Raw genomic sequence first — 12,871 nt, 5'->3', positions numbered from 1 at the left:
CCGGCATGGTCGCCGGGCCTGGCGTGGAACCGGGAGCGCCAAACGGGCGGATGAGGACGAGCGTCATGCAGCCGGACGAGATTGCCAGTGCCTTCGTGGCCCATGCGACGGTCCTGCTGGCCGTCAATCTGGTGCATGACCTGGACCCGACCCTGGCCGGTTTCCTGCCCGACAAGGTTCCCGAGGCCGACGAGCTGTTGGATGATCCCGTGCTGCTGGGACAGGTGCTGCGGGCGCCGCGGGGCGAGCCACGGCTGGAGCGGGCCATCACCTGGTTCGACAGCGTCTGGTTCGAGCAGGCCGACCGGGCGGCCTTGACCCCCGTCGTGCGGGAGACACTGGACCGGCAGCGCGATGTGCCGGCCATCCTGGATCTCGAGACCGCCCTGTCCTCTGCCGTGGACCTGCTGGAGCCGTTGGTGACGCAGAGCAGCTTCTTCCGCGGCGTTGCGGACCTGGAACGGGTACTGGAGGCGGTCAAACGCTGGCAGGGGGAGCCGACGCGCGAGAACCTGCTGGATGTGCTCTGTCTGGCCCAGGCCATCGACGAACCGGACACGCTGCCGACGTCCGAGGTGGTCCGGCAGATCCGCTTCTTCGCCCAGGAGGGCACGCTGCTGGCCGCTGAATACCTGGCCCTGCATTTCAGCCCTGGCGGGCTGGTGGACTGGGATATGAATGAGCTGACCGATCTGCTGCGCAGCCGCTATCCGTTGATGCGCCGCAGCGACGTGGTCGAGGTGGTGGGCCGGCTGACCCGACGCTGAGACGCGGACGGAGCAACGGTCAGAGTGGTCCCGCCCGCGTCGGGATGGCTTTGCTGGTGACCAGCACCACATGCTCTCCGCTCATTTCGATGGCCTTGCTGCCGCTGCGGGGCAGCGGGATCTTGGCCTCGCGGCAATAGAGGATCAGCATGGCCGCCAGTTCGCTTTCCTGGATCTCCACTTCCCGGTAGCCATGGGCGCCGGGCGCCAGAACCTGCACGCCCAGGACCAGGGGCGCCGTCTGGCGGATCAGGATCGGGCCGAGTTCGCCCGGGGGCTGCTTCTGCGGGAACAGGGCGCGGTAGGTCTTCACCACCGCCCGCAGGGCTTCCGGCGAGAACATCAGGTGCCGTGTATCGACGATCATGGGGCCTGCATCATCCACGCAGAGGGGGGAGGGCCGGTGTAGAGGCGGAGTGCGCCGCCTGGACTGATCTACATCATGTCCACGCCGTTCCGGGCGCGACACGCTGATGCGGCGGCGGAAAAGTTGGCGGGCCTTCCCGGTTAGCCCCATACCAAAGGATAGGGTGGTCGGGCATTGCGACGCTCCGGCGGGTGGGGGATTACTTTTCCGTGCCGATTTAAGAAATCTTCGTGCGGGGGAGAAACGTCATGCTGCGCTATCAGGACCTCCACAGCCGTTCCCTGTCGGACCCGGAGGGATTCTGGGGCGAGGCCGCCGTCGGCATTGACTGGGTCCGCCGCTGGGACCGGGTGCTGGACGACAGTACCCCGCCGCTGTACCGCTGGTTCGCCGGTGGGCTGCTGAACACCTGCTGGAACGCCGTGGACCGCCATGTGGAGGCGGGCCGGGCGGAGCAGGCCGCCATTCTTTACGACAGCCCAGTCACGGCAAGCAAGCGGACCATAACCTACCGCGAGTTGCGTGACCTAGTGGCCCGGTTCGCGGGTGTGTTGCGCGGCCTGGGCGTGGAGAAGGGCGACCGCGTCATCGTCTACATGCCGATGGTGCCGGAGGCGCTGGTGGCCATGCTGGCCTGTGCCCGCCTTGGCGCCGTGCATTCCGTGGTTTTCGGCGGCTTCGCCCCGCATGAACTCGCCACCCGCATCAACGACGCCAAGCCGCATGTCATCGTCACCGCCAGCTGCGGTATCGAGCCGGGCCGCGTGGTGGCCTACAAGCCCATGCTGGACAGCGCCATCGAGCAGGCCACGCACAAGCCCGCCCGCTGCGTGGTGCTGAAGCGGCCACAGGCGGAGGCCGTGCTGCATCCGGGCCGCGATGTGGACTGGGACGAGGCCATGGCGGCGGCGACGCCGGCCGACTGCGTGCCGGTGGCGGCCACCGACCCGCTCTATATCCTCTACACCTCCGGCACGACGGGCCAGCCCAAGGGCGTGGTGCGCGACAATGGCGGCCATGCCGTGGCGCTGAAATGGACCATGGAGCATTTCTACGGCGTGAAGCCGGGCGAGGTGTTCTGGGCCGCGTCCGATGTGGGCTGGGTCGTCGGGCACAGCTACATCGTCTATGCCCCGCTGCTGCATGGCTGCACCACCGTGGTCTATGAGGGCAAGCCGGTGGGCACCCCCGATGCCGGCGCCTTCTGGCGCATGATCGCCGAACACCGGATCTGCACGCTGTTCACCGCCCCGACGGCCTTCCGCGCCATCAAGCGTGATGACCCCAATGCCCTGCTGCTGAAGCAATATGACATCTCCAGCCTGCGTGCCCTGTTCCTGGCCGGCGAGCGCAGCGACCCCGACACGCTGCACTGGGCCGAGGACCATCTCAAGGTACCGGTCATCGACCATTGGTGGCAGACCGAGACCGGCTGGCCCATCGCCGGCAACCCGCTGGGGCTGGAACTGTTCCCGGTGAAATATGGCAGCACCTGCAAGCCGCTGCCGGGCTGGGACATCCGGGTGCTGGGGGCCGACGGGCATCCGGTGAAGCCCGGCGACATCGGTTCCATCGTCGCCACGCTGCCGCTGCCGCCGGGCACGCTGCCGGGCCTGTGGCAGGCGGAGGAGCGCTTCGTGCGCAGCTATCTGTCGGAGTTCCCCGGCCATTACCAGACCGCCGACGCCGGCTTCATCGACGAGGACGGCTATATCTTCGTCATGGCCCGCACCGACGACATCATCAATGTGGCCGGGCACCGCCTGTCCACCGGCGCCATGGAGGAGGTGCTGGCCGGGCATCCCGACGTGGCGGAATGCGCCGTTATCGGCGTGGCCGACGATCTGAAAGGGCAGGTGCCGCTGGGCTTCGTCGTGCTGAAGGCCGGCGTGACCAAGGACCATGCCACCATCTGCAAGGAGGTGGTAGCCAAGGTGCGCGACGAGATCGGCCCGGTGGCCGCCTTCAAGCAGGCCATCGTGGTGGAGCGGCTGCCCAAGACACGCTCGGGCAAGATCCTGCGCGGCACCATGCAGAAGATCGCCGATTCCGAGCCGTGGAAAATGCCGGCCACCATCGACGACCCGGTCATCCTCAGCGAGATCGGCGAGGCCCTGCACAGCATCGGCTACGCCAAGGAGAAGCTGGCCGGCTAGGTCCCCCCTTTGGTCACAGGAGCCACGGCAACGTTCGGTCCCGGCCGCCTGTTCTTCCCTTGCATAGCGGAGGGAGGGGCGGCTTGGGCGATTTCGGCGGCAGCAGTTTCGGCAGCAGTATCGGACAGCATATCGGCCCGTTGCGGCGCTATGCCCAGGCGCTGATGCGCGACCGGGCCGCCGCCGACGATCTGGTGCAGGACAGTCTGGCCCGGGCCCTGTCGCGGGCGGACCGGTTCGAGAGCGGGACGAACCTGCGGGCCTGGCTGTTCACCATCATGCACAATCTCCACGCCAACCAGATGCGGCAGCGCAAGGCCCGGCCGGAGACGTCGTTGCCGGAAAGCACGGTGCTGCCGCTGACCAGCCCGGCCGACCAGGATGATCGCATCGCCCTGCGTGACATGGCCCGCGCCCTGTCGGTGCTGCCGCTGGAACAGCGGCAGGTCGTGCTGCTGGTGGGGCTGGAGGGGTTGCCCTATCAGGATGTGGCGGCGGTGCTGGGCATTCCCATCGGTACCGTGATGTCCCGCCTGTCCCGTGGACGTGAGGCGCTGCGGCGCCATCTGGCGGGGGAGGCCCCCCGGCTGCGGAGAGCGAAATGACCGACCCGGGCCGTTCCCCCATCAGCGAGGCGGAGCTGCACGCCCTGGTCGATGGTGCGCTGCCCGCCGGCCGCCGCGCGGATGTCGAGGCCTATCTGGCGGTCAACCCGGCGGCGGCGGCCCGGGTGGCGGCCTGGCGGGCGCAGAATGTGGCGTTGCGACGCCTGTTCATGGCCGGCGAGTCCGCCGGTGTCGATCCGGCGTGGCGGACGGACCTGCAGCAATTGTCGGCGCGTCCGCGCCGGATTGGTGGGGGACGGTGGCGATGGCTGCCGGGGCCGCGGGCGGCCATGGCCGCCGGCCTGCTTCTGCTGCTGGCCGGCGGCTTGCTCGGCCCGGGGGGACCGGACCGGGAGACCGGGGGCGAACTGGCAGGCTTCAGCCAGGCCGCGGAGCGGGCCTACCTGACCGCGGCGGTGCAGGAGGGGGAGGCGGCCCCGTCCGACTGGCATCCCCCCGATCTCAGCCTGCTGGGCTGGCGGCTGGTAGCGAGGGGGCAGGCGCCGCCGGGCAGTCAGGCCACGGCACGATTCGATTATGCCGACAGGGACGGCCGCCGGCTGCTGCTGCTGGTGGGGCCGCCCAAGAGCGATCCCCGGCCATCCTATGCCTATCTGCATGACGGGAACCGGGTGGTCTTCAGCTGGATCAGCGACCGTCTGTCCTATGCATTGGTCGGCGAACTGTCGCGTCAGGAAATGATGGGCTTGGCGGAACGGGCCCGGGCCGGCCTGCGCGCCGCCGGGTCCGCGCCGCCCCGTCTGGACGGAGCGCCGGTAATTCAATCAGCTCTGGACCACCGTCTGTGACACGAATGCAACGTTCCGTGACGGATCGATGAAATGTTGGAGATTGTTCGGCGGGTTAGCGCTTGACGGCCTCCGATCCGCTGCATACCGTCAACACACGTTCGACGGGTTGAACGGGCGGGGCTTCAAAAGAAGAGGGCGGCCAATGTAGCCGCCCTCACTTTTTTCCGGCCCAAGTTTTCCGGCCCAAGTTTTCCGGCCCAAGTTTTCCGGCCCAAGTTTTCCGGCCCCAGAGAGCGGGGCCGATCGCTGACGGATCAGGCCGCCTGGGTTTCGATCCGCGCGGCCGCAGGGACGGTGCCGGTCTGGATCGTGCCCGGCTGGCCCGGGCCAGTCTGGATGGCGATGGTCCGCGGCTTCATCGTTTCCGGGACTTCCCGCACCAGATCCACATAAAGCAGACCGTTCTCCAGGCTGGCATGGCCGACACGGATATGGTCCGCCAACTGGAAGCGCCGGTCGAAGGCGCGGCCGGCGATGCCGCGATGCAGATAGGTGACGCCGTCGGCCTCACGCGATTTGCCCTGGATCACCAGCAGATTGGGATGGGCCGTGATCTCCAGATCCTCGGGGCGGAACCCGGCCACGGCCATGGTCACCCGGTACTGGTCGTCGCTCAGCTTTTCGATGTTGTAGGGTGGGTAGGTGTTGCCTGTCTCATCCGTGTTCAACGCGCTTTCCAGCAGGCGTGTCATCCGGTCGAAACCGACGGTGGAGCGGAACAGAGGCGACAGATCATAGGTGCGCATGGGTATCCTCCAGATCGAGCGATACGAAAGCGGAGCCGCCGACATCGCACGGCTCCCGGTTGGCTTGCGGCGCTGGACCCCAATCGGGCGTCCCGGCCACGCCAGTGGAGATGGGAAGCCCCCGGGAGGGCGTCAAGAGGGGACCCGCGGTGCGCCCGATCGACACGGCCACGGCCATCTGCGCCTTTGCGCCCGCCATCCGCGCCGGGACCCGTTGGACAAGCCGCCGGTTAATCTTTACAGTCAAACCAGCAATCCGGGCCCGCTGCCCGGAGAAGGGGTGCCGTGAACGGTCCGACCGCCTTCTTCAACCGCCTGTATGACGAGACCATGGCCCTTCTCGTCGAAGCGCGGAATTATGTGGCCTATCAGGAAGCCAGCGACCAGCGTTCCCTGCCGCCCGCCGTGCGCCTGCAGGTCTCCTACGAATCCATGCGCGTCACCAGCCGCCTGACCCAGGTCATGGCCTGGCTTCTGGCACAGAAGGCCGTGCATGCCGGCGAACTGACCCAGGCCCAGGCCGTGGGGGAGGAGTTCGCCCTGTCCGGCGGTTCCGTCTGTTCCGATCCGGCGGGGGCGGACAATGAGGTGCTGCCCATGGGGCTGCGCTCGCTGCTGGAACGCAGCCACAGCCTGTATATGCGGGTGGAGCGCCTGGAAGGCATGGTCCGCCGCAACGTGGCCTGACCTCGCGTCGGCAGACGGAGTCGGCATGCTGTCCTGCCCGGTGCCAAGGGCCGGGAATCCCGGGGCCAAGATCGCCGCTCATGCCGGGGGCACAGACACGAAAAGGGCGCTCGCGGCTATCCGCGGCGCCCTTCCCGGGTACGCACCGAAGCGTTCAGAGGTCCGGCTTACTTCAGGCCGAAATTCTGGAAGCGCTTGTTGAACTTGGCGATCTGGCCACCGGTATCCAGCAGCTTCTGCACGCCCGTCCACGCCGGATGGGTCTTCGTATCGATGTCCAGACGCAGCGTGTCGCCGGCCTTGCCCATGGTGGAACGGGTCTTGAACGAGGTCCCGTCGGTCATGATGACGGTGATCTCGTGATAGTCGGGATGGATATCGGCTTTCATGGTCGGCAGTCCCCAAAAAGAAGCCGCGCTTATACTCAAAACGGCGGCGCAGCGCAACCACCTCTGTGCTGCCCTGTCATGCATCCGGCAGGACGGCCGGGCCGCAGCGGGGAAACGGCCTTGCCGGTTGCCCTGTCGACGGCGGGAGGCTACCACCGTGTGCGGGACGGCATTCCTTGTAACGGCGACCGCCGGGAGTAGCACGTGGCTTTCCGTGAACCGAACGCATCCGACACCGTGCCGCACGATCCCACCGCTCCGGCGCGGCGCGACCTGAAGCCGCTGCGGCGCCTGCTGCCCTTCCTGAAACCCTATTGGCGCCAGATCGCCGGGGCCAGCATCGCCCTGGTGGTGGCCGCGGGCACGGTGCTGGGGCTGGGCCAGGGGCTGATCGCCCTGGTGGACAAGGGATTCGCCGCCGGCAATGCGGCGCTGCTGGACCGCGCGCTGCTGGTCATGCTGGGGGTCATCGCCCTGCTGGCGGTCAGCACCTACGGCCGCTTCTATCTGGTGTCCTGGGTCGGCGAGCGGGTCATCGCCGACCTGCGCAAGGCCGTGTTCGACCATATCGTCAGCCTGTCGCCCGGTTTCTTCGAGACCACGCGCACCGGCGAGGTGCTGTCGCGCCTGACCACCGACACCACCCTGTTGCAGGGGGTGGTGGGCAGCAGCGTCTCCATCGCGCTGCGCAATACGCTGACGCTGGCCGGGGGGCTGGTCATGCTGCTGCTGACCAGCCCGAAGCTGACCGGTCTGGTGCTGCTGGTGGTGCCGCTGGTGGTGGCCCCGATCATCATCTTCGGCCGGCGCGTGCGCACATTGTCCCGCGCCAGCCAGGACCGGGTGGCCGATGTGGGCAGCACCGTGGACGAGGTGCTGACCGGCATCCGCACAGTGCAGGCCTATGTGCGCGAAGGTATGGAGCGGCAGCGCTTCGCCGACCGGGTGGAAGCGGCGGTGGACACCGCCGTGCAGCGCATCCGCATGCGCGCCTGGATGACCATGCTGGTCATCACCCTGGTGTTCGGCGCCATCGGCATCATCCTCTGGGTCGGCGGGCATGACGTGCTGTCGGGCCGCATCAGCGCCGGGGAACTGTCGGGCTTCGTCTTCTACGCCATCGTCGTGGCCGGTGCCGTCGGCGCCCTGTCGGAGATCATGGGCGAGCTGGCCCGCGCCGCCGGTGCCACCGAGCGCCTGTTCGACCTGCTGGAGACGCGGCCCGACATCGTGGCGCCGGCGCGCCCGGTGCCGTTGCCCCTGCCGGCGGCCGGCGCCGTGCGTTTCGAGGGGGTGCGCTTCCACTACCCGTCGCGGCCCGACTGGGCGGCGTTGCAGGATTTCACGCTGGAGGTGGCGCCGGGGGAGACGGTGGCCCTGGTCGGCCCCAGCGGTGCCGGCAAGAGCACGGTTTTCCAGCTGCTGCTGCGGTTCTACGACCCCCAGGCCGGTGTCGTCCGCCTGGACGGGGTCGATGTGCGTCAGGCCGACCCGCAGGAGGTGCGGTCGCGCATCGGGCTGGTGCCGCAGGACCCGGTGATCTTCTCCACCAACGCCCTGGAGAACATCCGCTACGGCCGGCCCGAGGCCAGCGATGCCGAGGTGCGCGCGGCCGCCCGCGCCGCCCATGCCCTGGACTTCCTGGAGGCGCTGCCGGAGGGGTTCGGCACCTATCTCGGCGAGAAGGGGGTGCGTCTGTCCGGCGGCCAGCGCCAGCGCATCGCCATCGCCCGCGCCATCCTGCGCAATCCGCCGCTGCTGCTGCTGGACGAGGCGACCTCCGCCCTGGATGCCGAGAGCGAGCGGGCGGTGCAGCTGGCGCTGGAAGGGCTGATGCAGCACCGCACCACCCTGATCATCGCCCACCGGCTGGCCACGGTGGTCAATGCCGACCGCATCATCGTCATGGATCAGGGCCGGGTGGCGGCCATGGGCACCCACACGGAACTGCTGCGCCAGGGCGGTCTTTATGCCCGGCTGGCGGCGTTGCAATTCGACGGGGCGGGGGTTTGACGCGAGGTCCGGTGTCCAGACCCGCCCCGGACCTCTGACCACGGGCGGCGCCGCTGCCCGTTGCTCCGGCACCGGCTTGCGCGCAGGTTTTCCCACATCGGGCGCCGCCGTTGCTGTACGATCCAGCCGACGTCCCCTGCCGGAAACACCCCGATGTCACTGGAGTCCCTTGTCGCGCTGGCCCTTACCCTGGCCGTCTTCGCCGTCACGCCGGGGCCGGGCATGCTGGCCGTGATGTCCTGCGCCGTGGCCCGCGGGTTCCGCCCGGCCCTGGCGCTGGGGGCGGGGCTGGTGCTGGGGGATCTGGTCTATATGACGCTGTCCGTGCAGGGCATGGCCCATCTGGCCCAGGCGCTGGGCGGGATGTTCCTGGCCGTGAAACTGGCCGGCGCCGCCTATGTCCTGTGGATGGGGGTCAAGGCGTGGCGGGCGGTGCCGCAGCTGCCGGCGGCGGCGGAGGCCGAGGGCGGCCCGGGGGCGGGGCGGACCTTCCTGGCCGGGCTGGCGGTGACCCTGGGCAATCCCAAGACCATCCTCTTCTATATGGGCTTCCTGCCCAACTTCATCGATGTCGGCCGGGTCGGCCCGGCCGATCTGGCGCTGCTGGCCGGGATTGTGGTGGTGGTGGTCGGCGGCGTTGCCCTGGTCTATGCCCGTGCGGCGGCCCAGATGCGCGCCCTGCTGACCAGCCGGCGGCGGGTGCTATGGATGAACCGGGCCGCCGGCACCGCCATGATCGGCACCGGCCTCGCCATCGCCCTGAAACGCTGAGGACCGAGCGGGCGCGCCACCCTCCAGATAGGCGACCCGTCCAGTCGAGGCAGGTCGGGACCGGCTTGATCAGCCGTCGGGTCTCATCTTGAAAGGCCAGTGTTTTGAAGGGCTGTGTCCGGGTGGTACGCTGCCGTCCCGTTTTGGCGCCGTTCCCGTTTTAGCGCCATTCATTGAGCAATGGACCCGCATGGCCCAGACAGATCAGAGCGTGATCAACGTGCGGATCGTCATAGAGCGGCCGGTCATCGGCGTGCTCCACAGCCTTCAGGCCAAGGACGGATCGCCGCTCGATCCGAGATGCTCGCGTGCGGGCGAGGCGCTTCCCTTCGATTTTCAGGTCCGTGTCGGGCCGGGGCCAAAATTCTTCGGCGATCAGGTCCGCCGCGAAGGTCCGGTGCGGAGATTTGTCTACATCCGTATCGGCCAATTGGCCGGCGACCCCTCCTCGCCTTGGTCCCGCCGGATGAAGATCGACATCCACGACATTGAAAATGACCTGCTCGCTCATGCCGTCGATGGCGGAGGGATCATCGAAACAACGGTCATCGGCACGGCCAAGGACGGCACTCCCGCCTGTGCCACGGTGCGACCGGCGGGGCGGCGCATCGTCGAGCGCTGAAGCCGCATGGGCGGGACGTCCTGCCGCCGGGATGGGGCGGGCGCCTCAGTGCGCGCCGCCCTCCAGATAGGCGGCCCGCACCTCCGGATTGGCCAGCAGGTCCTTGCCGCCGCCCTGCATCACCACCAGCCCCTGCTGCAGCACATAGGCCCGGTGGGCCAGCTTCAGCGCGTGGTAGGCGTTCTGCTCCACCAGCAGGATGGTCATGCCGCGCGTCCGGTTGAGGTCGGCGATGACGTCGAAGATGCGGCGGATGATCAGCGGGGCCAGCCCCAGTGACGGCTCGTCCAGCAGCAGCAGGCGGGGGCGGCTCATCAGCGCGCGGGCGATGGCCAGCATCTGCTGTTCGCCGCCCGACAGCGTGCCGGCGCGCTGGTCGCGCCGCTGCTTCAGGATGGGGAACAGGTCGAAACAATAGGCCGCGTCGGCGTCGAAATGGGCCGGGTCGGACAGCGTCGCCCCCAGCTGCAGATTCTCGAACACCGTCATGCGCGGGAAGATGCGCCGCCCCTCCGGCACCTGGGCGATTCCCAGCCTGGCCGTTTCGTGCGGGGGCAGGTCGTTGATGGCCCGCCCCTCGAACAGGACCATGCCGGCATTGGGCCTGGGATTGCCGCAGATGGTCATCAGCAGGGTCGATTTGCCGGCGCCGTTGGCACCGATCAGGGTGACGATCTCCCCGGCCTGCACCGTGACGTCCACGCCGCGCAGCGCCTCGATCGGACCGTAGTTGGTCCGCACGCCCTTCAGCTCCAGCATGGTCATGGCCGGGTCTCCTGCGACAGGTCCTGCGCCAGATCCTGGGCCACCTCGGCCGGCATCTCCTCCTCCTCCGGTTCGCCGAGATAGGCCTTGATCACGCGCTCGTCGCTGCGGATCTCGGCGGGCGTGCCCTCGGCGATCTTGCGCCCGTACTCCACCACATGGATGCGGTCGGAAATGCCCATGATCAGGCTCATGTCATGCTCGATCAGCAGGATGCCGATGCCGAACTCCTGGCGGATGCCCAGCAGAAGCTGGCCCAGGGCCGCCGTCTCGCGCGGGTTGAGGCCGGCCGCCGGCTCGTCCAGGCAGAGCAGCAGGGGCCGGGTGCTCATGGCGCGGGCGATCTCCACCCGGCGCTGCATGCCATAGGAGAGGTTGCCCGCCTCCTCATCGGCCACGGCGGTCAGGTCCAGCCGCTCGATCCAGAAGCGGGCCCGGTCGATGGCGGCATTTTCCGCCGCGCGCCAGCCCGCCAGCCCCAGCAGCCCGGCCACGGAGAAGCCGGATTTCGGCATCAGCTCCACATGCTGGGCCACCATCAGGTTTTCCAGCACGGTCATGCGCGGGAACAGGCGGATGTTCTGGAAGGTGCGCACCACCCCGTGCCGCGCCACTTGATAGCCCGGCAGACGCTGCAATTCGATCTCTCCCTGGTCCGGATGGCGCAGCAGCAGCCGGCCGGCCGTCGGCCGGTAGAAGCCGGTCAGGCAGTTGAAGATGGTGGTCTTGCCGGCCCCGTTGGGACCGATCAGCGCGGTGATGGCACCGGTCTGGGCGGTGAGGCCGACGCCATCGACGGCCACGAGGCCGCCGAAGCGCATGGTCAGGCCGCTGACCTCCAGCAGGGGGGCGGTCATGGCGTGGCCTCCTTGGCGGCTGAATCCCCGGCGGCGGAACGGCCCGCCAGGCGCAGGGTCGGTTCCCGGTTCGACAGCAGCCCCTGGGGCCGCCAGATCATGATGAGGATCATGGCCGCGCCGAAGATCAGCATGCGGTAATCCGCGAAGTCGCGGGCGAATTCCGGCAGCAGCACGATGAACAGGGCGGCGATGACGACACCGATCTGGCTGCCCATGCCGCCCAGCACGACGATGGCCAGGATCAGGGCGCTTTCGATGAAGGTGAAGCTCTCCGGGCTGACGAAGCCCTGGCGTGCCGCGAAGAAGCAGCCGGCCAGACCGCCGAGAAAGGCGCCGGTGGCATAGGCCGAGACCTTGCTGGCCGTGGGATTGATGCCCAGCGAGCGGCAGGCGATCTCATCCTCGCGCAGGGCTTCCCAGGAGCGGCCGATGGGCAGGTGGCGCAGGCGCCAGACGCCCCAGCTGGCCACCAGCACCAGCCCCAGGGCGACGAAATAGAGGAACATCAGCCGGTGCTCGCCGCTGAAGGCGATGCCCGTGACCTCGTGGAAGCTGCCCAACCCCTCGGGCGGGCGGCGGTCGAAGCTCAGTCCGAACAGGCTGGGCCGCGGAATGCCGGAGACACCGTTGGGGCCGCCGGTCAGGCTCTGCCAGTTCAGGAGGATGATGCGGGTGATCTCACCGAAGCCCAGGGTGACGATGGCGAGATAGTCGCCGCGCAGACGCAGGATCGGCAGGCTCAGCAGCACCCCGAAGCTTGCCGCCACCAGACCCGACAGCGGCAGGCTGAGCCAGAAGCCGAAGCCGAAGAACTTCGACAGCAGGGCGAAGGTGTAGGCGCCGATGGCATAGAAGGCGACGAAGCCCAGATCCAGCAGGCCCGCCAGCCCCACCGTCACGTTCAAGCCCATGCCCAGCAGGATGTAGATCAGCGCCGTCATGCCGATATCCAGCACATAGCGGTCGCTGAAGGGCAGGAAGGGCAGGGTGAGGGCGAACAGGGCGGCGCCGATGCCGAAGCCGCGGGTCAACCGCCCGGCCAGGGCCTCCGACACCAGGGAGCGGCCCGCCCTTGCCGTCCGCCGCCGCTCGGCCAGCAGATCGGCCAGGATGGCGAACAGCAGCCGTCCGGCGAAGATGACGGCCGCTGCGGCCAGCAGCCAGGGCCAGCGGGTGCCGATGGCCAGCCCCTGGTCGGTGCTGAGGGTCTGGAGGCCGATGAAGGGGATGCCCAGAACCAGGGCCAGCAGGGCGGCCAGCGCCGCATCCCGGAGACGGGCCGGCAGGCGCGCGATGATCGTGGACGCCATC

The 12,871-nt window shown here is 68.6% G+C and carries 14 protein-coding genes; 8 read left to right on the top strand and 6 right to left on the bottom strand.

What is annotated here, in order from left to right; genetic code table 11:
• The first annotated feature begins 65 nt into the window (after positions 1–65).
• Positions 66–767 carry a hypothetical protein gene (locus DK368_RS13020; protein ID WP_114394385.1) on the top strand — a complete coding sequence of 234 codons (702 nt, stop codon included), beginning with the start codon at positions 66–68 and terminating at the stop codon, positions 765–767.
• A gap of 19 nt (positions 768–786) precedes the next feature.
• On the opposite strand, the gene DK368_RS13015 is transcribed toward DK368_RS13020, so the two are convergent.
• A complete protein-coding gene (locus DK368_RS13015) occupies positions 787–1,134 on the bottom strand; it encodes a hypothetical protein (RefSeq protein ID WP_114394384.1) in 348 nt (115 codons plus the stop codon).
• A 248-nt stretch (positions 1,135–1,382) separates the two neighbouring features.
• Between DK368_RS13015 and DK368_RS13010 the strand changes: the two genes are divergently transcribed.
• From DK368_RS13010 to DK368_RS13000, 3 genes are all read left to right on the top strand, one after another.
• Positions 1,383–3,290: a propionyl-CoA synthetase gene (locus tag DK368_RS13010; protein WP_114394383.1), complete on the top strand. Its 1,908-nt coding sequence runs from the start codon at positions 1,383–1,385 to the stop codon at positions 3,288–3,290.
• A gap of 83 nt (positions 3,291–3,373) precedes the next feature.
• Positions 3,374–3,895, top strand: a complete 522-nt coding sequence (locus DK368_RS13005) for a sigma-70 family RNA polymerase sigma factor (RefSeq protein WP_240002481.1) — start codon at positions 3,374–3,376, stop codon at positions 3,893–3,895.
• Positions 3,892–4,704 carry a hypothetical protein gene (locus DK368_RS13000; protein WP_114394382.1) on the top strand — a complete coding sequence of 271 codons (813 nt, stop codon included), beginning with the start codon at positions 3,892–3,894 and terminating at the stop codon, positions 4,702–4,704. The genes DK368_RS13005 and DK368_RS13000 overlap by 4 nt, the downstream gene beginning before the upstream one ends.
• A gap of 257 nt (positions 4,705–4,961) precedes the next feature.
• On the opposite strand, the gene DK368_RS12995 is transcribed toward DK368_RS13000, so the two are convergent.
• On the bottom strand, positions 4,962–5,453 hold the full coding sequence (locus tag DK368_RS12995; RefSeq protein ID WP_114394381.1) for an Hsp20 family protein: 492 nt from the start codon (positions 5,451–5,453) through the stop codon (positions 4,962–4,964).
• A 285-nt stretch (positions 5,454–5,738) separates the two neighbouring features.
• Here DK368_RS12995 and DK368_RS12990 point away from each other — a divergent pair, with 285 nt between their 5' ends.
• Positions 5,739–6,140 (top strand): DUF1465 family protein, encoded by a 402-nt coding sequence (locus tag DK368_RS12990; RefSeq protein ID WP_114394380.1) that lies wholly within the window; start codon positions 5,739–5,741, stop codon positions 6,138–6,140.
• 167 nt (positions 6,141–6,307) lie between these two features.
• Here the strand turns inward: DK368_RS12990 and rpmE are convergent, their stop codons facing one another.
• Positions 6,308–6,529, bottom strand: a complete 222-nt coding sequence (gene rpmE, locus DK368_RS12985) for a 50S ribosomal protein L31 (protein WP_114394379.1) — start codon at positions 6,527–6,529, stop codon at positions 6,308–6,310.
• Between the two features lie 204 nt (positions 6,530–6,733).
• Here rpmE and DK368_RS12980 point away from each other — a divergent pair, with 204 nt between their 5' ends.
• The 3 genes from DK368_RS12980 to DK368_RS12970 all read left to right on the top strand — a co-directional run bounded on the left by DK368_RS12980 (position 6,734) and on the right by DK368_RS12970 (position 9,935).
• A complete protein-coding gene (locus DK368_RS12980; RefSeq protein WP_114394378.1) occupies positions 6,734–8,542 on the top strand; it encodes an ABC transporter transmembrane domain-containing protein in 1,809 nt (602 codons plus the stop codon).
• 153 nt (positions 8,543–8,695) lie between these two features.
• A complete protein-coding gene (locus tag DK368_RS12975; protein ID WP_114394377.1) occupies positions 8,696–9,313 on the top strand; it encodes a LysE family translocator in 618 nt (205 codons plus the stop codon).
• Between the two features lie 190 nt (positions 9,314–9,503).
• Positions 9,504–9,935 (top strand): DUF5990 family protein, encoded by a 432-nt coding sequence (locus DK368_RS12970; RefSeq protein WP_114394376.1) that lies wholly within the window; start codon positions 9,504–9,506, stop codon positions 9,933–9,935.
• Positions 9,936–9,980: 45 nt separating this feature from the next.
• Here DK368_RS12970 and DK368_RS12965 read toward each other — a convergent pair whose 3' ends face one another.
• The 3 genes from DK368_RS12965 to livM are packed head-to-tail and all read right to left on the bottom strand — an operon-like array spanning position 9,981 to position 12,870.
• Complete coding sequence (locus DK368_RS12965; RefSeq protein ID WP_162306027.1) at positions 9,981–10,694, bottom strand: ABC transporter ATP-binding protein; 714 nt, start codon at positions 10,692–10,694, stop codon at positions 9,981–9,983.
• A gap of 2 nt (positions 10,695–10,696) precedes the next feature.
• On the bottom strand, positions 10,697–11,557 hold the full coding sequence (gene livG / locus DK368_RS12960; RefSeq protein ID WP_114394374.1) for a high-affinity branched-chain amino acid ABC transporter ATP-binding protein LivG: 861 nt from the start codon (positions 11,555–11,557) through the stop codon (positions 10,697–10,699).
• Positions 11,554–12,870 (bottom strand): high-affinity branched-chain amino acid ABC transporter permease LivM, encoded by a 1,317-nt coding sequence (gene livM / locus DK368_RS12955; RefSeq protein ID WP_114394373.1) that lies wholly within the window; start codon positions 12,868–12,870, stop codon positions 11,554–11,556. Before livM ends, livG begins: the two co-directional genes overlap by 4 nt.
• Position 12,871 lies beyond the last annotated feature (1 nt).

This window comes from Oleisolibacter albus (assembly GCF_003336875.1).
Classification (GTDB): domain Bacteria; phylum Pseudomonadota; class Alphaproteobacteria; order Azospirillales; family Azospirillaceae; genus Niveispirillum; species Niveispirillum album.
Note: the sequence above shows the minus strand (reverse complement) of the source record. Positions and strands in the feature narration are given on the sequence as shown.